Annotated in this window: 1 protein-coding gene (running past one end of the window); it reads right to left on the bottom strand. The window is 75.4% G+C overall.

Annotated elements, in window-relative coordinates; all coding sequences use genetic code 11:
• Positions 1–25,631, bottom strand: partial view of a type I polyketide synthase gene (locus tag ACFZDL_RS30635; RefSeq protein WP_391193016.1) — the 3' portion only. It continues 3,481 nt past the right edge of the window; only the last 25,631 of its 29,112 coding nucleotides appear in the window; the start codon falls outside the window, past its right edge — the gene reads right to left on this strand; its stop codon occupies positions 1–3.

Here is a 25,631-nt window from a genome sequence, read left to right on the forward strand (position 1 = left end):
TCAGTTCGCGTTGCCGTCGAGCGCCGCCCTGACCAGATCGTCCAGGTCCATCGTGTCGATCGAGTCCCCCGGGGCCTGGTCCGCCGTCGCCGACGGATGGCCGGCCAGCTGCAGCAGGGGCTCAAGCAGCCCGACCTCCCGCAGCCGGGCGAGGGGTACGGAGGTCAGCAACGCCCGTATCTCGCTCTCCCGCTCGTCGGCGGGGGAATCGCCGCCCGTCCCGGGCACGAGCTCCCGCAGCACCAGCTCGGCGAGGGCGACGGGCGTGGGGTGGTCGAAGACGAGGGTGGCGGGCAGGCTCAGCCCGGTGGCCGCGGTGAGCTGGTTGCGCAACTCGATCGCGGCCAGCGAGTCGAAGCCGAGGTCCTTGAACGCCCGGTCGGCGCCGACGGCCTCGGGCCCCGCATACCCCAGTACCCCGGCGACCTGGGCGCGGACCAGGTCCAGCACCACCCGGGGTCGCTCGGCCGCCGGCCGGCCGAGCACCCGCTCCCGCAGCTCGGCCGCGGCGGATGCCTGGTCCTGCGGGGAGACGAGGGCGCCCGCGGTCAGCTCCGCGTACCGGGGCAGCTCCCGCAGCAGCGGGCTGGGGCGCAGGGTGGTGAAGGCGTGGATGAACCGGGCCTGGTCGATGTCGGCGACCACGGAGGTGGGCTCGTCGGAGCCCACCGCGATGCTCATGGCCGACAGCGCCGCCTCCGGGTCCATCGCGGCCACCCCGGTGCGCTGGGACGTCTCCTCGGCACGGGTGTTCGCCGCCATGCCGCCACCGGCCCAGGCGCCCCAGGCCACCGAGGTGGCGGGCAGGCCCTGGTCCCGGCGGTGCTCGGCCAGCGCGTCAAGCACCGCGTTGGCGGCGGCGTAGTTGGCCTGGCCGGCGTTGCCGACGGCGCCGGACGCGGAGGAGAACAGCACGAACGCCCTCAGGTCCAGCTCCCGGGTCAGCTCGTCCAGTACGGCCGCCGACACCACCTTGGACCGGAACACCGCCTCGAACCGCTGGGGCGACAGACCGTCGAGGACCCCGTCGTCCAGCACCCCCGCCGCGTGCACCACGGCGGTCAGCGGACACTCGCCGGGGATGCCCGCCAGCAGGTTTGCCACCTGTCGGCGGTCGGCCGCGTCGCAGGCCACGACGGACACCCGCACTCCCAGCCCGGCCAGCTCGGACCGCAGCTCCTCGGCCCCCTCGGCCTCGGGGCCGCTGCGGCTGGCCAGCAGGATGTGCTCCGCGCCGCGGCGCGCCAGCCAGCGGGCGACATGGCCGCCCAGTGTCCCGGTGCCGCCGGTGACCAGCACTGTGCCCGAGGGCTGCCAGCCGTCCTCGGGCGGGGCGCCGACCGGCCGGAGCAGCCGTCGGCCGAAGGCGCCCGACGCGCGCACCGCGACCTGGTCCTCCGCCGACTCCGTTCCGGCCGGCTGGGCCAGCACCGCGGCGAACCGGGCGGCGATCCGCCCGTCCAGCTCCTCGGGGAGATCGACCAACCCGCCCCAGCGCTGCGGGTGTTCGAGCGCGGCCACCCGGCCGAGCCCCCACACCGCGGCCTGCCCCGGGCTGGTGACCCGCTCCGTCCGGCCGGCCGACACCGCGCCCCGGGTGACGCACCACAGCGGGGCCTGGACCTCGGCGTCGCCCAGGGCCTGCACCAGTACGGCGGTCAGGGCGAGTCCCGGCGGGACGACCGGTTCCGCGGAGTCGGCCACGGCCAGCAGCGACACCACGCCGGCCGGCCGGGGCCCGTCGGCCAGCTGCGCGCGCAGCCGCTCGGCCAGCGCCGCGCGGTCCGGCCCGGTGACCTCCAGCCGTACCGTCTCGGTGCCCAGCGCCTCGACCACCGCGTGCACCCAGGGGTCCTCGGCGTGTCCGGCCGGGACCACGGCGAGCCAGGTCCCCGAGGGGGCGGCAGGTGCCGGGCCGGTGAGCGGCTTCCAGCCGATCCGGTAGCGCCAGCCGTCCACCACCGACCGCTCGTGACGCCGACGGCGCCAGGAGGAGAGCGCGGGCAGGACCTTCGTCAACGCCTCGTCGTCGACGTCCAGTGCCGTCGCGAGCGAGGCGATGTCCGCCTGGTCGGCCCGTTCCACGGTGGCCCAGAAGTCCGCGTCCGCCGTGTCGGGGGCCGTGGCCTCCTGCTGGGTGGCGTCCTCGGGCCAGAAGCGCTGGTGCTGGAAGGGGTAGGTGGGCAGATCGATCCGCCGGGCGCCGGAGGAGGCGAAGAAGCCCGCCCAGTCGACGCCGACTCCGTGCGTGTGCAGCCGGGCCACGGCCGACACCAGGGCGGTCTCCTCGTCGCGCGTCCTGCGCAGCGCGGGGACGAGCAGGGCGTCGCCCGGCCGCTCGGCGAGGGTTTCCCGCGCCATGGCGGTCAGTACGGCGTCGGGCCCCACCTCGAGGAAGGTGGTGACGCCCTCGGCGGCGAGCCGGCTGACTCCGTCGGCGAAGCGCACCGTGCGGCGCACATGCTCCACCCAGTACTCCGGCGCGCACACCCGCTCGGCCGGCACCAGGTCGCCCGTCAGATTGGACACCAGCGCGATCCGCGGCGCCTCGATCGACAGACCGCGTACGACCCGGGCGAACTCCTCCAGCATCGGCTCCATCAGCGCGGAGTGGAACGCATGGCTGACCGTCAGCCGCCTGGTCCTGCGGCCCTGCCCCGCGAACCGGGCCGCCACATCCAGCACGGCGGCCTCGTCGCCCGCCACGACCACCGACCGCGGACCGTTCACGGCCGCGACCGAGACCCGCTCCCCCAGATGGGAGGCCACCTCCTCCTCGGCGGCCTGCAACGCCACCATCGCTCCCCCGGACGGCAGCGCCTGCATCAGCCGGCCGCGCGCCGCCACCAGGGCACACGCGTCCGCCAGCGAGAACACCCCGGCCACATGGGCGGCCGCGATCTCCCCGATCGAATGCCCCGCCAGATAGTCCGGGACGATCCCCCAGGACTCCAGCAGCCGGAACAGCGCCACCTCGAGAGCGAACAGCGCGGGCTGGGTCCACCGCGTCTCGTCCAGCGCCTCCGCCTCGGCCGACCCGGCCCCGGCGAACACCACCTCGGCCAGCGGCCGTTCGAGGTGGGCGTCCAGATGCGCGCACACCGCGTCGAACGCCTCCGCGAACACCGGGAAGGTCTCGTACAGCTCCCGGCCCATCCCGGCCCGCTGACTGCCCTGGCCCGAGAAGAGGAAGGCGGTCCGGCCGCCCGCCGCGGTGCCCTCGACCACCCGGGGGGACGGGCGGGCGTCCGCCACCGCCTGAAGGCCCTCGAGCAGCGCCTCGCGGTCCGCGCCCAGCACCGCGGCCCGCACCTCGAAGGCCGACCGGGTGGCGGCCAGCGAGAACGCCAGGTCGGCGAGGCCGAGATCCGGGTCGGCGGCGAGGTGGCGGAGCAACAGACGGGCCTGGTCGCGCAGCGCCTGGGGGGTGCGGGCCGTGAGAGCCACGGGCCACAGCGCGCCGTCACGCGGCGGCGCGGCCGGGGCCGGGGCGGGCTCGTCGTCGGGCGCCTGCTCGATGATCGCGTGGGCGTTGGTGCCGCTGGCGCCGAACGAGGAGATCCCGGCCCGGCGCGGCCGTCCGGACCGCGGCCACGCGGTGGCCTCGGCCGCCAGTTCCACGGCGCCCGCGGACCAGTCCACGTGCGAGGTGGGGGCGTCCAGATGGAGGGTCCTGGGCACCACACCGTGGCGCATCGCCATGACCGTCTTGATCACACCGGCGACGCCCGCCGCCGACTGCGTATGCCCGATGTTGGACTTGACCGAGCCGAGCAGCAGCGGCCGCTCGCGGTCCTGACCGTAGGTGGCCAGCAGCGCCTGGGCCTCGATCGGATCGCCGAGGGTGGTGCCGGTGCCATGGGCCTCGACCACGTCCACGTCCGCGGGGGACAGTCCGGCGTTCGCGAGGGCGCGGCGGATGACCCGGCGCTGCGAGGGGCCGTTGGGGGCGGTCAGCCCGTTCGAGGCGCCGTCCTGGTTGACCGCCGAGCCGCGCAGGACCGCCAGGACGCGGTGTCCGCCTCGCCGGGCGTCGGACATCCGCTCCACCACGAGCATGCCGACGCCCTCGGACCAGCCCGTACCGTCGGCGGCCTCGGCGAACGCCTTGCACCGGCCGTCGGGCGACAGGGCGCCCATGTCGCTGAACTCCACGAAACCCACCGGCGTGGACATCACCGTCACCCCGCCGGCCAGCGCCAGCGAGCACTCGCCCGCGCGCAGCGCCTGGGCGGCCAGGTGCAGCGCCACCAGTGACGAGGAGCAGGCGGTGTCCACGGTCACCGCCGGGCCCTCCAGGCCGAAGCTGTAGGAGAGGCGGCCGGAGATCAGGCTGGCCGCCTGCGCGGTCTGGGAGTGGCCGCGCTGGTCGGCGGGCGGGCGGTAGTCGCCGCTGGTGGCGCCGATGAAGACGCCCGTGTCGCCACCGCGCAGCGTGTGCGGGTCGACACCGGCCCGCTCCAGCGCCTCCCACGCGGCCTCCAGCACCAGCCGTTGCTGGGGGTCCATCACCAGGGCCTCGCGCGGCGCGATGCCGAAGAAGCCCGGGTCGAAGTCGGCGGCGTCGTAGAGGAACCCGCCCGACTGGGCGGTGCTGCGCCCGCGTCCGTCCCGGGTGCCGCCGCTCAGCGTGGCGAGGTCCCAGCCTCGGTCGGTGGGCAGCGCTCCGATGGCGTCGGCCTCGTCCACGACCAGCTGCCACAGGTCTTCGGGCGAGCGCACACCACCGGGGTAGCGGCAGCTCATGCCGACGATCACGATCGGGTCGTCGGCGGTGCGGGCGGGCAGCGCCGCCGTGTCCTCGTCGCCGTCCTGCCCGAGCAGTTCGGCGTGCAGGTGGCCGGCGAGCGCCGCCGGGGTGGGGTGGTCGAAGGCGAGGGTGGTGGGCAGGGGCAGACCGGTGGCCCGGGTCAGCTGGTTGCGCAGATCCACCGCGGTCAGCGAGTCGAATCCGAGGTCCGAGAAGGCGCGGTCGGCCTCGATCGCCTCGGCGCCCCCGTGCCCCAGGACCTCGGCGACCTGGCCGCGCACCAGGTCCAGCAGGACGTGGGAGCGCTGAAGGCCCGGCAGGCCCAGCAGCCTGGTGCGCAGCGCGGCTGCCGTGCTGGTGGCGCCCGCTGTTCCTGTGTCCCGTCCGGCCGCCGCGGCCTCCAGCGCCGTACGGGCCTCGGGCAGCGCGGCGAACAGCGCGCTCGGGCGTACGGCGGTGTGTGCCGGGGCGAACCGGTCCCAGGCCACGTCCGCGATCGTCACCGCGTCCAGCGTGCCGTCCACCGCCCGGCCCAGGGCGGTCGCGGCCAGCCGGGGCGGCAGGGCGGGCAGCCCGCTGAGCCGCAGATGTGCCGCCATGCCGTCGGTTTCGGCCGCGGATGTGGCCCAGGCGCTCCAGGCCACCGAGGTGGCCTGGGCACCGCGTGCCCGGCGCCGGCGGGCCAGCGCTTCGAGGGCGGCGTCCACGGCCGCGTCGGCGGCCCGCCCCGCCACGCCCCATACCCCCGCGACCGAGGTGAGCAGCACGAACGCGTCCAGGGGCCGGTCGGCCAGCAGTTCGTCGAGGTGTGCCGCTCCCGCGATCCGGTCCGCGACCACCGCCGCGAGCGGGGCGGGCCCGAGCGCGTCGATCCGGTCCCCGGTGCCGGGCGGGACGGGCGCCAGGTCGGGCTGCCCGGCGTGCACGACCGCGTCCGGCGGGAACTCGTCGAGCAGCGCCGTCAGCGTGTCGCGGTCGGCCGGGTCACAGGCCCGCGCGGTCACCCGGACGCCCGACTGGGCGAGTTCGGCGGTCAGTTCGGCGGTGCGGGGCGCGTCGGGGTCCCACGGGCCGGCCAGCACCAGGTGTCCGGCCCCCTCCGCGGCCAGCCACCGGGCGAGCCGCCCGCCGGTCTCACCGGTGCCGCCGGTGACCCAGACGGTGCCCCGCGGCCGCCACCGCCCGTCGGGGACCGGCGCCGCGGCCCGCACCAGACGGCGGCCGAACACCCCGCCGGCGCGCAACGCGATCTGGTCCTCCGCGGGGTCGCCCGCCCCGCCTACCAGGACGGCCGCGAGCCGGGCGCGGGCCCGCCGGTCGAGGGAGCCTGGCAGGTCCACGAGGCCACCCCAGCGCTCCGGGTGTTCCAGCGCGGCCACCCGGCCCAGGCCCCACACCGCGGCCTGCCCCGGATCCGCCGCGGCGTCGCCGCGGCCCACGCGGACCGCGCCCACGGTGGCGCACCACAGCGGTGCCTCGATGCCCGCGTCGCCCAGAGCCTGGATCAGAGCGCAGGTCAGGGCGGTGGATTCGGCCCCGGTCCGCCCGAGGGCGAGCAGGGACAGCACGCCCGCGAACGGGCCGTCGCCGGTGCGCGCCTCGCCGAGGCGTGCGGCCAGGGCCGCCCGGTCGGCGTCCGCCACCTCGATACGTACGGTGCCCGGTTCGCCCTGGCCCAACGCCTCGGCGACGGCCGCCGTCCACTCCTCGTCGACCGCCGCCGCCTCGGCGGTGTCGGGGGCGGGGACGACCAGCAGCCAGGTGCCTTGGGGGGTGCCCGACGGTGTTCCGGCGAAGGCCGGGCCGCTCAGCGGTGTCCAGCTCGCCTCGTAGCGCCAGCCGTCCACGACGGACTCGTCGTGGCGGGACCGGCGCCAGGAGGAGAGCGCGGGCACCACCGCGGTCAGCGAGTCGCCGTCCAGCTCCAGCGTGGACGCCAGCGACTCCAGGTCCTCCCGCTCGACGGCCGACCAGAACTCCGCGTCCACCGGGTCGGCCGCCGCGGCCTGTGCCGCTTCCGGCGCCAACTCGGGCCAGTATCGATCGCGTTGGAAGGCGTAGGTCGGCAGGGTGGTCCGGCGCGCACCGGTGCCGGTGAAGTACGCCGACCAGTCCACCGGCACCCCGTGCACATGCAGCACGCCCAGCGCCGCCGTGATCTCGGCCTCCTCGTCGCGGTCCGCGCGCAGCAGGGGGGCCACCAGCGGTTCGGGCCGCTCGTCGGCCAGCGTGTGCCGGGCCATCGCGGCCAGCACCCGGTCCGGGCCCAGCTCGACGAAGGCGGTCGCGCCCGCGTCCCGCAGGGCGCGTACGCCGTCGGCGAACCGCACGGTCTCCCGCACCTGGCGCACCCAGTACGCAGGGGAGCACAGCTCCTCGGCGGTGGCGAGACGGCCGGTCAGGGTGGAGACGACGGGGATCCGCGGCTCCTGGTAGGCCAGGTGTCCGGCCACCGTGGCGAACGGGTCGAGCATCGGATCCATCAGCGGCGAGTGGAAGGCGTGCGAGACCCGCAGCCGCCTGGTCCTGCGCCCGCTCTCCTCCAGCCGCGCGGCGATCCACACCACCGCCTCCTCGTCCCCGGCGATCACCGTCGCGGTGGGGCCGTTGACCGCCGCCACGGACACCGACTCCTCGTGTCCGGCCAGCAGCGGGGCGACCTCGTCCTCGGTGGCCTCCAGCGAGACCATCGCGCCACCGGACGGCAGCGCCTCCATCAGCCGTGCCCGCGCCGCCACCAGCCGGCACGCGTCGGGGAGCGAGAGCACCCCGGCGGCGTGGGCCGCCGCCAGTTCCCCGATGGAGTGGCCGGCGAGCAGGTCCGGCCGTACCCCCCAGGACTCCAGCAGCCGGAACAGGGCCACTTCGACGGCGAACAGGGCGGGCTGGGTGTATCCCGTGCGGTCCAGCAGCCCGGCCGCGTCCGTCCCGGCGTCGGCGAAGACCACCTCCCGCAGCGGGCGGTCCAGCTCCACGTCCAGATGGGCCAGGACGTCGTCCAGCGCCTCGGCGAAGGCCGGGAAGCGGTCGTGGAGCCGCCGTCCCATGCCGGGCCGCTGGCTGCCCTGGCCCGAGAAGAGGAACGCCGTCCTGCCACCGGGGGCGCGTATCACCCCGCGGGCCGCCTCCGTGACCCCGTCGTCGGTGGCCAGCAGCACCGCGCGGTGCTCGAACGCCGGGCGGGCGGTGGCCAGGGTGTACCCCACGTCCACGGGGGACGGCCGCGGATCGCTCCCCTCGATGAGGGAGGTGAGCCGGTCGAGCTGCGCGCTCAAGCTCTCGGGGCCGCGGCCCGAGACCACCCACGGCACCATGGCCGGGATCTGCCCGGGCTCGCGGGGCGCGGGGGGTTCGGCCGCGGGCGCCTGCTCGACGATCACATGGGCGTTGGTGCCGCTGACGCCGAAGGCCGACACACCGGCCCGCCACGGCCGGCCCGTCCGCGGCCACGGCGTGGCCTCGCGTACCAGCGACACCGCGCCCGACGCCCAGTCCACGTGCGAGGACGGCGCGTCCACATGCAGGGTTTCGGGCAGCACGCCGTGCCGCATCGCCATGACCATCTTGATCACACCGGCCACCCCGGCCGCGGCCTGGGTGTGGCCGATGTTGGACTTCACCGTGGACAGCAGCAGCGGTTCGGGGCGCTCCCGGCCGTAGGTGGCGAGCAGGGCGTGCGCCTCGATGGGGTCGCCCAGCGTGGTGCCGGTGCCGTGTGCCTCGACCGCGTCGACCTCGGCCGGCGTCAGCCGCGCGTCGGACAGGGCCTGCCGGATCACCCGCTGCTGCGCGGGGCCGTTGGGCGCCGTCAGCCCGTTGGACGCGCCGTCCTGGTTGACCGCGGTGCCGCGCACCAGGCCCCAGACCTCGTGCCCGTTGCGCACGGCGTCGGACAGCCGCTCCAGGACCAGCACCCCGACCCCCTCGGACCAGGCGGTGCCGTCGGCGGCCTCGGCGAACGCCTTGCACCGGCCGTCGGGAGCCAGTCCGCCCTGCACACTGAACTCGGTGAAGGAGTCCGGGGTCGACATCACCGAGACGCCACCGGCCAGGACGAGCGAGCACTCGCCGCGCCGCAGCGCCTGGGCCGCCCAGTGCAGCGACACCAGAGAGGACGAGCAGGCGGTGTCGACCGTGACCGCGGGCCCTTCGAGCCCCAGGGTGTACGACAGCCGGCCGGACATGACGCTGGCCGTGTTGCCGGTGGCCACGTGGCCGCGCACATCGGCGGTGGCCTTGCGCAGCACACCCGCGTAGTCCTGCCCGTTGGTGCCCACGAAGACGCCCGTGTCGCTGCCCCGGAGGGTGGCGGGGTCGATCCCGGCCCGCTCCAGGGCCTCCCAGGAGGTTTCCAGCAGCAGCCGCTGCTGGGGGTCCATGGCAAGGGCCTCACGCGGGGAGATCCCGAAGAACGCGGCGTCGAAGTCGCCCGCGTCGGGCAGGAAGCCGCCCTCCAGCGTGGCGGAGGCGCCGCCCGCGAGCGCGTCGAGGTCCCATCCCCGGTCGGTGGGGAACGGTGTGATGCCGTCGCCGCCGTCGGCGAGCAGCCGCCACAGGTCCTCGGGAGACGCCACGCCGCCGGGGAACCGGCAGCTGACGCCGACGATGGCGATCGGGTCGTCGGCCCCGGAAGGCGCCGACGCGGGCGACGGGTCCGTGGCGGTGTCCGCCGCCGTGCCGAGCACTTCGGTGAGCAGGAAGTCGGCCAGCGCGTGGGGCGTGGGGTAGTCGTAGATCAGGGAGGACGGCAGGGTCAGCCCGGTCTCCGCGGAGAGCGCGTTGCGCAACTCGACCGTGGTGAGCGAGTCGAAGCCCAGGTCCCGGAAGGCCTGGTCGGGGGCGATGGCCGCGGTGTCTCCGTGTCCGAGTACGGCGGCCACCCGGCCGCGTACCAGGTCCAGCACATACGCGCCGCGCTGAGCCTCGGGCAGGTCCGTCAGCCGGCCGCTCAGCTCCTGCCCGTCCGACGGCGCGCCGCCACGGCCGGTGTCGGCCGCCTCCCGGGCGCGCCGTACCTCCGGCAGGTCCGCCACCAGGGGCGCGGGCCGCGCCGTGGCGAACGCGTCGAGGAAGCGGTCCCAGTCGATGTCGGCGACGGTCAGCACCCGCTCGTCGCATGCGAGGGCCTGCCGGAGCGCGGCGACGGCCAGCCGCGGGGGCATCGGCGTGTAGCCGCCCCGGCGGACCCGGCCCTCAAGCGCCGTGCCGTCGGCCACCATCCCGGCCTCGGCCCACGGCCCCCAGGCGATGGACGTGGCGGTCAGGCCGCGGTCCCGGCGGCGCTGGGCCAGGGCGTCCAGATAGGCGTTGGCCGCGGCGTAGTTCCCCTGCCCGGGTGCGCCCAGGGTGCCGGCGACCGAGGAGAACAGGACGAAGGCGGCGAGGTCGCGGTCCTCGGTCAGCTCGTCCAGGTTGCGGGCGGCCTGCGCCTTCGCGCGCGTCACGGCGGTGAACCGGTCCGGGGTCAGGGCGTCCACCATCCCGTCGTCCAGGACGCCGGCGGTGTGGATCACGGCTGTCAGCGGGGTGTCGGCGGGGATGCGGTCCAGCACGGCGGCCAGGGCGTCGCGGTCCGCGGCGTCGCAGGCCTCGACGGTGACGCGGGCGCCGAGTTCGGTCAGCTCCCGGACGAGCTCGTCCGCGCCCGGCGCCCGTGGCCCCCGGCGGCTGAGGAGCAGCAGATGCGCGGCGCCCTCGGCGGCCAGCCAGCGGGCGAGGTGCCCGCCGAGCGCACCGGTGCCGCCGGTGATCAGTACGGTGCCGCTCGGGGTGAACTCCCCCGGTTCCACGGCCGGTTCGGCCGGGATGCGGGTCAGCCGCCGTCCGTAGGCCCCGGAGGCGCGCACCGCCACCTGGTCCTCGCCGCCGGCCCGCTCCAGCACCCCGGCGAGTCGGCGTACGGCCTGCGGGTCGGGCTCCGCGGGCAGGTCGACGAGACCGCCCCAGCGCTCCGGGTGTTCCAGCGCGGCCACCCGGCCGAGCCCCCACACCGCGGCCTGCGCCGGATCGAGGACCTGCTCGGAGCGGCCGATCGACACGACGCCGCGGGTGAGACACCACAGCGGGGCCTCGATGCCCGCGTCGCCCAGGGCCTGGACCACCGTGGCGGCCCGTGCCGCCGCGGTGGCCGGATCGCCCTGGTCGCCGGGCGTGTGGTGCGCGGGCAGCGCCAGGACGCCGGTGAACCCCGCGCCCTCGCTGTCCGCCCGGTGGTCGCTTTCCGCCCGGCGCAGCAGCTCGGCCAGCGTGGCCCGGTCCCCGTCCGCGGCCTCGACCCGTACGGTCGGCGTGCCCAGGCCGTCGAGAGTCGTACGCGCCCACGTGTCCTCGGCCGCGCCGGGCGGTGCCACGATCAGCCAGCGCCCCGAGAGCACGGGCGTCTGGGAGGCGTTGCCGGTGAGGGGCTTCCAGGTGACGCGGTAGCGCCAGCTGTCGGTGGCGGACCGGTCGCGGCGCTGTTTGCGCCAGGTCGACAGCGCGGGCACCATCGCCGTCACGACGCCGTCGTCCAGGTCGAGTGTCGAGGCCAGGGTCTCCAGGTCGGCCCGCTCCACGGCCGACCAGAACTCGGCGTCCTCGGCCCGCGCCGCGTCGGGCGCGCCCTCGCCGTCCGCCCCGGCGGCGGTCTCCGGCCAGAAGCGGTGACGCTGGAACGCGTAGGTGGGCAGGTCGATGCGGTGTGCGCCGGATCCGGCGAAGAAGGCCTTCCAGTCCACGCCGACGCCGTGGGTGTGCAGCCGCGCCAGCGCGGAGACGAGCGTGGACACCTCGGCACGGTCCTTGCGCAGCGCCGGAAGCAGCACGGTGCGCGGCCGGTCGGCCAGGCTCTCCTGGGCCATCGAGGTCAGCACCCCGTCGGGGCCCAGTTCCAGGAAGGCGGTGACGTCCTGCCCGGCCAGCCACCGCACCCCGTCGGCGAACCGCACGGTGCGGCGCACATGTTCCACCCAGTACTCCGGCGAGCACACCTCCTGGGCCGAGGCCGGCCCTCCGGTCAGGTTCGAGACCAGGGCGATGCGCGGGGCCTGGTACGAAAGTCCCTCGGCGACCTGCCGGAACCCGTCCAGCATCGGCTCCATCAGCGGTGAGTGGAAGGCGTGGCTGACGGTCAGCCGCCGGGTCCTGCGGCCCTCTTCCGCGAACCGTGCGGCGACCCGTTCGACCGCGGACTCCTCGCCGGCCACCACCACCGCACGCGGCCCGTTCACCGCCGCGATCGACACCGCTGCGTCCAGTCGGGGGACGACCTCGTCCTCCGCCGCCTCGATCGCCACCATGCACCCGCCCGCGGGCAGCTCCTGCATCAGCCGGGCCCGTGCCGCCACCAGCGTGCACGCGTCGGCCTGCGACAGCACCCCCGCCACATGAGCGGCGGCGATCTCACCGATCGAATGACCCGCCAGGTAGTCCGCCGTGATGCCCCAGGATTCCACCAGGCGGTACAGCGCCACCTCGACGGCGAACAGGGCGGGCTGTGTCCAGCCCGTACGGTCCACGAGCCCCGCTTCCACCGAGCCCTCCTCGGCGAACAGCACGTCGCGCAGCGGCCGTTCGAGGTGGCCGTCCAGATGCGCGCAGATCTCGTCCAGGGCCTCGGCGAACACCGGGAAGGCCGCGTACAGCTCCCGGCCAGTCCCGGCCCGCTGGCTGCCCTGGCCCGAGAAGAGGAAGGCGGTCCGGCCGCCGGCCGCGCCTCCCTGGACGAGGGCGCCGTGCGGGGCTCCGTCGCGCAGTGCGGAGAGACCGCTCAGCAGCTCCGCCCGGTCCGCCGCCACGACCGTGGCGCGCCGCTCCAGTGCGGAGCGGGTGGTGGCCAGGGAGAAGGCCACGTCCTTCAGGCGCGGTTCGGGCCGCGTCTCCAGCAGCGACAGCAGCCGGGCCGCCTGGGCGCGCAGGGCCTCGTCGTCGCGGGCGGACAGGGTGACGGGCACCGGGGTGCCGGGGGTGTGCTCCTCGGCAGGCTCCGCTGGGTCCGCCGCCGTGGGTGCCTGTTCGAGCACGGTGTGGGCGTTGGTGCCGCTGAGGCCGAAGGAGGAGACGGCCGCCCGCCTGGGGCGCCCGGTGGCGGGCCACTCGGCCGGTTCGGTCAGCAGCTCGATGGCGCCGGCCGCCCAGTCCACATGGGAGGACGGCTGGTCGACGTGGAGGGTGGGCGGCAGCAGTCCCCGGCGCATCGCCATGACCATCTTGATCACACCGGCCACGCCGGAGGCCATCTGGGTGTGGCCGATGTTGGACTTCACCGAACCGAGCAGCAGCGGGTGTTCGCGGCCCTGCCCGTAGGTGGCCAGCAGCGCCTGGGCCTCGATCGGGTCGCCGAGCGCGGTGCCCGTGCCATGGCCCTCGACCGCGTCGACCTCCCCCGCGGTCAGCCGGGCGTTGGCCAGGGCCTGCCGGATCACCCGCTGTTGCGCCGGGCCGTTGGGGGCGGTCAGCCCGTTCGACGCGCCGTCCTGGTTGATCGCGGAGCCGCGGACCAGGGCGAGCACCGGGTGGCCGTTGCGCCGCGCGTCGGACAGCCGCTCGATCAGCACGAGTCCGACGCCCTCGGCCAGACTCATGCCGTCGGCCGTGTCCGAGTACGCCTTGCAGCGGCCGTCGGCGGCCATCGCCCGCTGCCTGCTGAAGCCCACGAACGCACTGGGAGTGGCCATGACGCTGACGCCGCCCGCCAGGGCGAGGGAGCTCTCCCCGTCACGCAGCGACTGGCAGGCCAGGTGCAGCGCCACCAGCGAGGACGAGCACGCCGTGTCGAGGGTGACCGCGGGGCCCTCGAGCCCGAACACATAGGACACCCGGCCCGACAGCACACTGGACAGGGTGCCGGTGATCATATGGCCCTCGGAGCCCTCGGCCGCTCCCCGCACACCCGTGGTGTAGTCCTGGTAGCTGGCGCCGATGAACGTCCCGGTGCTGCTGCCGCGCAGCGTGGCCGGGTCGACGCCGGCGCGTTCGAACGCCTCCCAGGCGGTCTCCAGCAGCAGCCGCTGCTGGGGGTCCATCGCCACGGCCTCGCGCGGGGAGATCCCGAAGAACGCGGCGTCGAAGTCGGCCACGTCGTGCAGGAAGCCGCCCTGAGTGGAGTACGTCCTGCCCTTGCGGTCCGGGTCCGGATCGTAGAGGGCGTCGGCGTCCCAGCCGCGGTCCGCCGGGAAACCGGTGATGGCGTCCCCCGCGCCGACGACCAGGTCCCACAGCTCCTCGGGGGAGGCCACGCCTCCCGGGTAACGGCAGCTCATGCCGATGATGGCGATGGGCTCGTCGTCGGCGGCCGCTGCGGGGGCGGGCGCGGACCCGGCCGGGGCGTCCCCCGGACCGTCCTGGTCGGCGGCGATCAGGACCCGCAGATACGCGGCCAGGGCGGCCGGGCTCGGGTGGTCGAAGACCAGGGTGGTCGGCAGCGTCAGGCCGGTGGCGGTGGCGAGCCGGTTGCGCAGGTCCACCGCGGTCAGCGAGTCGAACCCGATGTCACGGAAGGCCCGTTCCTCCGTCAGCGCCTCCGGCGAGCCGTGTCCCAGGACCGCGGCCGCCTCGGTACGGACCAGCTCCAGCAGCAGCCGGTCCCGCTCGGCGCCGGGCAGGGACAGCAGCCTCGTGGCGAACTCACCGCCGGCGCCACCGGCCGGCTCGGCGGCCTCCGCCCGCCGCCGTACCTCGGGCACCTCGTCGAACAGGCGCGTCGGCCGCACCGAGGTGAAGACCGGGTAGTAGCGCTCCCAGTCGACGTCGGCGACGACCAGCGCGGTCTCGTCGTCGTCCAGGGCCTGCCGCAGCCCGGCCAGGGCCGGTTCGGGGTCCATGAAGACCAGGCCGCTGCGGCGGATCTGCTCCGGGTCGACCCGGCCCAGCCGGGTGTCGTCGGACCAGATGCCCCAGGCCAGCGAGGTGGCGGGCAGCCCCCGGGCGCGGCGGTGGTCGGCGAGCGCGCCGAGGAAGGCGTTGCCCGCCACATAGGCCGCGTGCCGTCCGCTGCCCCAGGTCCCGGCCGTGGACGAGTACAGGACGAGCGCGTCGAGTTCGTCGCCGTCGAGCAGTTCGTCCAGATGCCGGGCGCCGGCCACCTTGGCGCTGATGACCTCGGCGAACTCGGCCATGGTGGTCTCGTCCAGGCTGTGCAGCGCGATGGTCGCGGCCGTGTGCACGGCGGTACGGACCGTACGGCCGTCGGACGTGAGCCGCGCCAGCAGGGCGGCGAGCGCCGCGCGGTCCGTGACGTCGCACGCCACGACCTCGGCCTCGGCGCCCAGCTCGGCCAGTTCGGCCACGAGCGCGGGCGCGCCGGGCGCGGCCATGCCCCGCCTGCTGGTCAGCACGATGTGCTCGGCACCCTGCCCGGCCAGCCAGCGGGCCAGATGCGGCGCCAGTGTCCCGGTGCCGCCGGTGATCAGCGTGGTCCCGCGCGGGGTCCAGGTGCTGTCCGGTTCGGTGTCGCCCGCGGGCGCTCGTACGACACGCCGGGCGAGCACACCGGAGGCCCGGATCGCGAGCTGGTCCTCGCCGGTGGACCCCGCGAGGACAGCTGCCAGCCGCTGAGCGGCACGCTGGTCGAAGGTCTCGGGCAGATCGACCAGGCCGCCCCAGCGGTCGGGGTGTTCGAGCGCGGCCGTCCAGCCGACGCCGAGCACCTGCGCCTGGACGGGGCTCACCACACGGTCGGAGCGCCCGGTGGACACCGCGCCCCGGGTGAGACACCACAGAGGCGCCTCGATGCCGGTGTCGCCGAGGGCCTGGACGAGGGCCACGGTCAGGGCGAGGCCGACGGCCAGCTCGGGGTGGTGGCTGTGCGGTTCCTCGGCGGTGGCGAGCAGGGAGACGACCCCGGCGAGACCCGTGGAGCCCTCCTCAGGAGGCGACGTGACACCGTCGAGGCGGGCCGCCAGCACGGCACGGTCGGCGCAGGATTCGTCCAGCGCCAGCCGGCGTACGGCCGCGCCGTGCTCGCCGAGCGCGGCGGTCACGGCGTCGGCGGCGGCGTCGGACGTGCCCTCGGCGGTGACGACCAGCCAGGTGCCGGACAGGGACGCGGTGGGGACGCCGCGCAGCGGGCGCCAGGCGACCCGGTAGCGCCAGCCGTCCACCGTGGCCCGGTCCTGGCGCCGCCGGCGCCAGGACGACAGCGCGGGCAACACCGCGGCCAGCGAGGTCTCGTCGATGTGCAGGGCGGAGGTCAGGGAGGCGATGTCCTGCCGCTCGACCGCGCTCCAGAAACGGGTGTCCTCCGGGTCCGCCCGGCCGTCCGGATCCGCCCCGGCGGGCAGGGCCCAGAAGTGCTCCCGCTGGAACGCGTAGGTGGGCAGCTCCACACAATGGGCGTCGAGGTCCGCGAACACGCTCGCCCAGTCGACCGGCACACCGCGTACGAACACCTGGGCCAGCGAGGTGAGGAACCGGTCGAGACCGCCGTGGTCGCGGCGCAACGTGCCGCAGACGACGGCCTGGCACGCGGTGTCGTCCACCGTCTCCTGGACCCCGACGGCGAGGACGGGGTGGGCGCTGACCTCGATGAACCCCCGGTGCTCCTGCGCCAGGAGGGCGCGGATGGCCGGTTCGAAGCCCACCGTCTGCCGCAGATTGCGGTACCAGTAGTCCGCGTCCATGCCCGTGGTGTCGAGCCAGTCACCGGTCACCGTGGAGAAGAACGGCACCTCTGCCGCGCGCGGACGCACCGGCGCCAGCCGCTCCAGCAGCTCCTCGCGGATCTCCTCGACATGGGCGGAGTGGGAGGCGTAGTCCACGGCGATCCGCCGGATACGGACCTCCTCGCCGCTCCACTCCTCGATCAGCCCGTCCAACGCCTCCCGATCACCCGAGACCACCACCGACCGGGGCCCGTTCACGGCGGCGACCGACACCCGGCCATCCCACCGCTCCAGCCGCGCCTCCACCTCAGCGACCGGCAGCGGCACCGACGCCATACCACCTGCCCCCGCAAGCCGCCGCGCGATGGCCTGACTGCGCAGCGCCACCACCCGCGCGCCATCCTCCAACGACAACGCACCCGACACACACGCCGCCGCGATCTCACCCTGGGAGTGACCCACCACCGCGTCCGGCTCCACACCGCACGAACGCCACACCGCCGCGAGCGACACCATCACCGCCCACGACACCGGCTGCACCACATCCACCCGCTCCAACGACGCAGCACCCGGCGCCTGCCGCACCACATCCATCAACGACCAGTCGATAAACGGCGCAAGAGCGGCAGCGCATTCGGCCAGCCGCTCCGCGAACACCGGGGACTCCTCCAGCAGCCGGGCACCCATCCCCACCCACTGCGAACCCTGCCCCGGGAAGACGAACACCGACTTCCCCTCGACATCGGCCACACCCCGAACCACCGCGGCCGACGAGGTGCCCCTCGACAGCGCCTCCAGTTCCCGCCGGAAGTCCTCGGTGCGTTCGCCGATGACCACGGCCCGGTGTTCGAACAGCGACCGCGAGGTGACCAGCGAGTACGCGATGTCGGCCGGTGTGGTCCCGGGCCGGCCTTCCAGGTGGGAGAGCAGGTTGGCGGCCTGCTCGCGCAGCGCGGCGGCGCCGCAGGCGGACAGCACCCACGGGAGGGCCCCCGCGTGCTGCTCCGGCTCCTCGGCATGGGCACGCGGCGGGGTTTCGGGCGCCTGCTCGAGCACCGCGTGTGCGTTGGTGCCGCTCACGCCGAACGAGGAGACGGCACAGCGGCGCGGTGCGCCGGTGTCCGGCCATGCGGCGGGGTCGGACAGCAGCGCCACCGTGCCCGGCGACCAGTCGATATGCGATGACGGTTGCTCGACGTGGAGGGTTTTCGGCAGCAGCCCGTGGCGCATCGCCATGACCATCTTGATCACGCTTGCCACACCTGCCGCGGACTGGGTGTGCCCGATGTTGGACTTCACCGAGCCCAGCAGCAGCGGCCGGTCCGGGGCGCGGTCCTCGCCGTAGACCGCCTGCAGCGCCTGGACCTCGATCGGGTCGCCCAGCGATGTGCCGGTGCCGTGCGCGTCGACGGCGTCCACGTCGCCCGCCGACAGGCGTGCGTTGGCCAGGGCCTGTCGGATGACCCGCTGCTGGGACGGTCCGTTCGGGGCGGTGAGGCCGTTGGAGGCGCCGTCCTGGTTGACCGCCGAGCCGCGGACCAGCGCGAGCACCGGGTGGCCGTGGCGCCGGGCGTCGGAGAGCCGTTCGACCAGCAGGACGCCGACGCCCTCGGCCAGGGTCATGCCGTCGGCGGCGTCAGAGAAGGCCTTGCACCGGCCGTCCGCGGCCAGCGCCCGCTGGCGGCTGAAGGCGAGGTACGAGGCGGGCGTGGCCATCACGGTGGCGCCGCCCACCAGGGCGAGCGAGCTCTCCCCCTCGCGCAGCGACCGGCAGGCCAGGTGCAGGGCCACCAGCGACGACGAACAGGCGGTGTCCACAGTGACGGCGGGGCCTTCGAGGCCGAACACGTAGGACAGCCGTCCGGAGAGCACGCTGGGGCTGCTGCCGGTGACCATGTGGCCCTCGGTGCCGTCCGCGACCCCGGTGCCGTAGTCCTGGAAGGTCGATCCGATGAAGGTGCCGGTGAGGCTGGAGCGCAGCGACCGAGGGTCGATGCCCGCCCGTTCGAAACTCTCCCAGGCCGTCTCCAGCAGCAGCCGCTGCTGCGGGTCCATGGACAGCGCCTCACGCGGCGAGATCCCGAAGAACGCCGGGTCGAACTCGCCCGCCTCATGCAGGAAGCCGCCCAGTGTCGAGTAGGTCCTGCCCGCCCGGTCGGGGTCGGGGTCGTACAGCGCGGCGGTGTCCCAGCCGCGGTCGGCGGGGAACTCGGAGATGGCGTCGGTTCCGTCGGTCACGAGCCGCCACAGCTCCTCGGGGGAGCGTACGCCGCCGGGGAAGCGGCAGCTCATCCCGATGATGGCGATCGGCTCGTCGTCGTGGGCCGAGGAGAGCGCCACGGGCCCGCTGCCGACCGCCCCGGTGCCGAGGATCAGCGTGCGCAGATGGCGGGCCAGGGCCTGGGGGCTCGGGTAGTCGAAGGCCGCGGTGCTCGGCAGGTTCAGTCCGGTCAGGGTGACCAGGCGCTTGCGCAGTTCCACCGCGGTCAGCGAGTCGAAGCCCAGGTCGCGGAAGGCGCGCTCCTCGGGGACGCCGTCGGCGGAGGCGTGTCCGAGCACGGCGGCCGCCTCGGCGCGGACCAGGCTCGTCAGCAGCCGCTCCTGCTCGGCCTCGGTGCGCCCGCGCAGCCGCCGGGCCAGCTCGGACGCGCCGTCCGCGGCCTCGGGCGCGGACCGCTCGCCCGCCTGTGCCCGCGCCTGTTCCCGGGCCTCGGGCAGGTCGCCGAGCAGCGGGCTCGGCCGTACGGAGGTGAAGACGGGGAGGTACCGGTCCCAGTCGACGTCGGCGACGGTCACGGTGGTGTCGCCGTGCACCACGGCCCGGCGCAGTTCGGCCATGGCCCGCTCGGGTGCGAGGAACCGCAGGCCGCGCCGTTTGAGGCCGTCCGCCATCGCGTCGTGGGTGGCCATTCCGGACTCGGCCCACGGGCCGAAGGCCACGGAGGTGGCCGCGAGTCCCCGGGCGCGGCGGTGTTCCGCCAGCGCGTCCAGGTAGGCGTTGGCGGCGCCGTAGGCGCTCTGGCCGCCGCTTCCCCATACGCCCGCGATGGAGCCGAACAGCACGAACAGATCCAGGTCACGGTCGCCCAGCAGGGCGTCGAGGTGGGTGGCCCCGGCCAGTTTCGCCGCGACCGCCTCCTCGAACTCCTCGGGCGCCATTGCCTCCAGTGGTGCGGCGGAGGCGACGCCCGCGGTGTGCACGACCCCGGTGAGCGGGCAGTCGGCGGGAATGTCCGCGAGGGCGGCGGCCAGCGCGTCCCGGTCGGCGGCGTCGCAGGCCACGATGCGCACCCCGGCCCCCAGGGCCTCGAGTTCCGCGCGCAGTTCATCGGCGCCTGGGGCCTGTGCGCCCCGGCGGCTGGTCAGCACCAGGTGCTCTGCTCCGGCGCGCGCCAGCCACCGGGCGACCTCGGCCCCCAGGGCGCCGGTGCCGCCGGTGACCAGGACGGTGCCGCGCGCGGTGAGGTCGCGGGGGGCGGGCAGGTCGTCCACCGTACGGTGGGCCAGCCGGCGGGCGGACACTCCGGTGGCGCGGATCGCCACCTGGTCCTCGTCGTGGTGGGCGGGGGCGGGCGCGGTGGATCCGGCCAGCACGCTCACGAGCCGCTGGGCCGCGGGCCGGTCGAGCACCTGGGGAAGGTCGACCAGTCCGCCCCACCGCCCGGGGTGTTCCAGGGCGGCGGCCCGTCCCAGGCCCCAGACGGCCGCCTGGAGCGGGCTGGTGACCGGGTCGGCCGGCCCGGTGGACACGGCGCCTCGTGTGGCGTTCCACAGCGGGGCGGTGACGCCGAGGTCTCCGAGCGCCTGCACCAGGGCGACGGTGAGCGCCAGACCGGCGGGCAGGGCCGGATGAGCGGGGGCGGGTCGCTCGGCGACGGCCAGCAGCGAGAGCACCCCGGACACCTCGTCGAGGCGCACTCCGCCGGCGGCGCGGTCGTCCGCTCCCGGGGCGTCTGCCTCAGTGTCCCCCTGACCATCTCCCTGATCATCTGCCTGAACATCTGCCTGAACATCTGCCTGAATGTCCCGCAGCCGTGCGGCCAGGACGGCGCGGTCGGCGCACGCGTCGTCCAGAACCACCCGGTGGACGCGGGCGCCGTGCCCGCGCAGCGCGCCCACGACCTCGTCCTCGAACGGATCGGGGGACGCGCCGGCCGCGGTGACGAGCAGCCAGGTGCCGGCCGGCACCGGTGCCGTGGGCATCCGCAGCGGCTGCCACTCCACCTGGTACCGCCAGGAGTCCAGCACGGCCTTCTCATGCCTGTTCCGGCGCCAGGAGGAGAGCGCGGGCAGCAGCGCGTAGAGCGACGCGTGATGTTCGTCCTCCAGCCCCAGCACGGTGGCCAGTTCCGCGGCGTCCCTGCGCTCGACCGCGCTCCACAGCCGCTCGTCCGCCGGATCCGTGACCGCCTCCGGGCCCGTGCGGGCGGCGGGGGCGGGCTCGGGCCAGTAGAAGTCGTGCTGGAAGGCGTACGTCGGCAGATCGACACGTCGTGCCCGGTAGCCGCCGAAGTACCCGGGCCAGTCCACGCGCACCCCGCGGACGTGCAGTTTGGCCAGGGCCGCCGCGACGGTCAGGTCCTCGGCTCGGTCGGCCCGCAGCGCGGGCACCGCCTCGGCCGTGGGCTCCTCGCCGAGGGTGTCCTCGGCCATCGCGGACAGGACGCCGTCCGGGCCGAGTTCGAGGAAGGTGGTCGCGCCCGCGTCGCGCAGGGTGCGCACGCCGTCGGCGAAGCGGACCGTCCCGCGGACGTGTTCCACCCAGTAGTCCGGGGAGCAGATCCGCTCCTCGGTGACGAGCCCGCCGGTCACGTTCGACACGATCGGGATGGTCGGCGCCGCGTAGGAAAGGCCCTGTGCCACCTCGCGGAAACCGTCGAGCATGGCGTCCATGCGGGGCGAGTGGAAGGCGTGGCTGACGTTGAGCCGCCGCGTCTTACGGCCCAGGTCGCGGAAGTGCGCCGCGACCTCGGCAACCGCGTCCTCGTCACCGGAGAGGACCAGCGCGGACGGACCGTTCACGGCGGCGACCGCGAGCTCGTGCTCCCGGCCGGCCAGCAGCGGTGCCACTTCGTCCTCGGTGGCCTGTACGGACACCATCGCCCCGCCGGCGGGCAGGGCCTGCATCAGCCGGGCCCGCGCGGCCACCAGGGCGCAGGCGTCCTGGAGGGACAGCACACCGGCGGCGTGGGCCGCCGCCAGCTCGCCGATCGAGTGGCCGGCGACGTAGTCGGGCCGGACACCCCACGAGAGCATGAGCCTGAAGAGCGCCACCTCGACGGCGAACAGCGCGGGTTGTGTCCAGCCGGTCCGGTCCAGCAGCTCGGCCTCGGGCGTGTCCTCGTCGGCGAACAGCACCTCGCGCAGGGGGCGGTCCAGGTACGGGTCCAGCTGGGCGCAGACCTCGTCCAGCGCCCGCGCGAACGCCGGGTGCCCCGCGTACAGCTCCCGGCCCGCCCGGGCCCGCTGACTGCCCTGGCCGGAGAAGAGCAGCGCCAGCTTGTCCGTGCCTCCCGCCTCGCCCTCGATCACGGCGGGGTCGGGGCGGCCCTCGGCGAGCGCGGTCAGCGCGCGCAGCAGCCCTGGGCGGTCGGGCGCGACCACGGCGGCGCGCCGCTCGAAGGCCGAGCGGGAGGTGGCGAGCGAGAGCGCGACGTCGGCGGCGTCCAGCCCGGGGTCGGCGTCCACGCGGGCCGCCAGGCGGGCGGCCTGGGCCCGCAGCGCCGCGTGGCCACGGCCGGAGAGCAGCCAGACGAAGGAGCCGCGGCCGCCGTCCCGGGGTGCGTCCTCCTCGGGCTCGGGGGTCGACGGCGCGGGCTGTTCGACGATCAGGTGGGCGTTGGTGCCGCTGATCCCGAACGAGGACACACCCGCCCGGCGCACCCGGCCCGTCGAGGGCCACTCCACCGGTTCGGTCAGCAGCTCGACCGCGCCCGACTCCCAGTCCACATGCGACGACGGCGCGTCCACATGCAGCGTGCCCGGAAGCACACCGTGCCGCATCGCCATCACCATCTTGATCACACCCGCCACACCAGCCGCCGCCTGCGTATGACCGATGTTCGACTTCACCGACCCCAACAACAACGGCAGCTCACGGTCCTGCCCGTACGTGGCCAACAACGCCTGCGCCTCGATCGGATCGCCCAGCGTGGTGCCCGTGCCATGTGCCTCCACGGCGTCCACGTCCGAGGGCGCCAGACCGGCGCTCGCCAGGGCCTGGCGGATCACCCGCTGCTGCGACGGACCGTTCGGCGCCGTCAGGCCGTTGGAGGCGCCGTCCTGGTTGACCGCCGAGCCCCGCACCACGGCCAGCACCTCATGCCCGGCCGCGAGCGCGTCCGACAGCCGCTCGAGCACCACCACGCCCACGCCCTCGGACCAGCCCACCCCGTCGGCCGACTCCGCGAACGCCTTGCACCGCCCGTCCGGCGACAATCCCCGCTGCCGCGAGAACTCGATCAACGACGCGGGTGTCGACATCACCGTGACGCCGCCGGCGAGCGCGAGCGAGCATTCGCCTTCCCGCAGCGCCTGCGCCGCCAGGTGCATGGCCACCAGCGAGGACGAGCACGCGGTGTCCACGGTCACCGCCGGGCCCTCCAGGCCCAGCGTGTACGACACCCGGCCCGAGGCCACGCTCGGGGACGTCCCGCTGCCCAGGAAGCCCTCGAAGTCGCCGCCGCCCGCGAGCACGGTGCCGTAGTCGTTGTACATCACTCCGGTGAACACGCCGGTCCGGCTGGAGCGCAGCGACACCGGGTCGATCCCGGCCCGTTCGACCGCCTCCCAGGAGGTCTCCAGCAGCAGCCGTTGCTGGGTGTCGGTGGCCAGCGCCTCGCGCGGGCTCATGTTGAAGAAGGCGGCGTCGAACTCGCCCGCGTCGTGGAGGAATCCGCCGCCGCGGGTGTAGGTGGTGCCGTGGTGGTCGGGGTCCGGGTCGTAGAGCGTCTCCAGGTCCCAGCCGCGGTTGGCGGGGAGCCCGGAGATCGCGTCGGTGCCCTCGCTGACCAGCCGCCACAGGTCCTCGGGCGAGCTGACGCCGCCCGGGTAGCGGCAGCCCATCCCCACGATCACGACGGGGTCCTCGTCAGCCGTGACGGGTTTCGGCCGTGCCGGGTCGGGGGCTGCCGCGGCACGGCTGCCGAGGAGTTCGTCGAATACGTCGAGCACATGGCCGGCCAGCGCGGTGACCGTGGGGTAGTCGAAGACGGCGGTGGCCGAGGTGCGCAGCCCGGTGGCGGCGCTCAGCCGGTTGCGCAGTTCGACCGCGGTCAGCGAGTCGAACCCCAGGTCCTGGAAGGGGCGGTCCGGGTCCACGGCCTCGGGACCCGCGTGGCCGAGTACGGCGGCGACCTGGGCCCGGACCAGGTCCACCAGGGTCCGGGTGCGCTGGTCGCCGTCCAGCCCGGCGAGCCGCTGTGCCAGCCCCGAGGCGGTCCCCGAGCCCGCCACCACCGCCCGGCGGTGGGTCTTGCGGATCAGCCCGCGCAGCAGATGCGGTACGTCGGCGGAGGCGCGCAGCGCCGCCAGGTCGAGCCGTACCGGCAGCAGGGCGGGGTGGCCGTGCGAGACCGCGGTGTCGAACAGGGCGAGGCCCTGTTCGGGCGAGAGGGCGGGGGTGCCCATCCGGGCCAGCCGCCGCAGGTCCGCCTCGGTGAGGGAGCCGGTCATCCCGTCCGCGAGGGCCCAGGGCCCCCAGGCCAGGGACTGGGCCGGCTGGCCCTGGGACCTCCGGTGGCGGACGAGCGCGTCCAGGAAGGCGTTGGCCGCCGCGTAGTTGCCCTGCCCGGCGGTGCCGACGGTGCCGGCCAGCGACGAGAAGACGATGAACGCGGTCAGGTCGAGCCCGTCGGTCGCCCGGTGCAGGGCCAAGGCCGCGTCGACCTTGGGCCGCAGCACGGTGTCCATGCGCTCGGCCGTCAGCGAGCCGATCATGCCGTCGTCGAGCACTCCGGCCGCGTGGACGACCGCGGTCAGGGGATGCTCGGCGGGGATCCGCGCCAGTACGGCGGCCAGTGCGGCGGGGTCGGCCGCGTCGCAGGCCACGACGGTCGCTTCCGCCCCGTGGCCGGCGAGGTCGGCGACCAGGTCGGCGGCGCCCTCGGCCGCGCCGCCGCGGCGGCTGAGCAGCAGCAGATGGCGTACGCCGCGCTCGGTGGCCAGATGCCGGGCGACCAGGGCGCCCAGCCCGCCGGTGCCGCCGGTGATCAGGACCGTGCCGTCGGTGTCCCAGGCGGACGCCGGATCCGTCGTGTTTCGCGTGTCCGCCGCGTTCCCCGTTTCCGCCGTGTCCGTGGCCGCCGGGGCGTCCGGCACGGGGGTGGTGACCCGGGCGAGCCGTGGCGCCAGCACGGTGCCCCGGCGGACGGCCAGTTGGGGCTCGTCGGTCGTCAGCGCCCGCAGGGGAAGGACGGCCGAGGAGTCCTCGGGGTCCAGGTCCACCAGGGCGAACCGGCCGGGCGCCTCGGCCTGCGCGGAGCGCACCAGGCCCCAGACGGCCGCCGCGGCGAGGTCGACAGGCGCGCCCGCGCCTTCGTCGCGAGATGCCCCTGACGCGGCTTCTCCGCGGTCGGCGGCCACCGCCCCGCGGGTCACGAAGACCAGCCGGGTGTCCGCGGGCCCCTCCTCGGCCGACCGGGCGCGCAGCAGGTCCAGCGCCCGTGACGTCAGCGTGCGGACCTCGTCGGCCATCTCCTCGGCGGTGTCGCCGAGGACCGGGACCAGCACCGTACCGGGCGATGGTGCGTCCGGCCCGGCCAGGACGGCCGGGTCGGCCAGGACGGCCAGGACGGCCGGGTCGGCCAGTGCCGCCGGATCGTCGTGGACCCGCGCCTCGGTGCCGGCGGCCCGCAGCGCCCCGGCGAGCCCCAGGACATCCGGGCCGAGCACCGCCACGGGACCGGAGGCGGCCAGGTCCGGTGTCCCGTCCGTCGCCGAGGCGGTCAGCGGCGTCCAGTCCACGCGGAACAGCGAGTCCCGCCCGGCCGCGGCCCCGGCTCCGGGACCGCCCGCCGGCAGTGCGCGCAGCGTCAGCGCCTCGACGGAGGCGACGGGTTGACCCGAGGGATCGGCGACCGCGATCGCCAGACTGCCGTCGTCGGCTCGGGACATCCGTACCCGTATCTCGGACGCGCCGGTCGCGTGCAGGGACACGCCCTCCCAGGAGAACGGCAGAGCGGCGCCCCGGCCGTCGGGGTCCGGGCCCCGGCCGGGGTCGGCGAGCATCGCGTGGAGTGCGGCGTCGAGCAGCGCGGGGTGCAGTCCGAACGAGCCGTCGGGGGCCTGAGCCGAAGGCTCGA

It is taken from the genome of Streptomyces sp. NPDC007917 (assembly GCF_042959105.1).
Classification (GTDB): Bacteria; Actinomycetota; Actinomycetes; order Streptomycetales; family Streptomycetaceae; genus Streptomyces.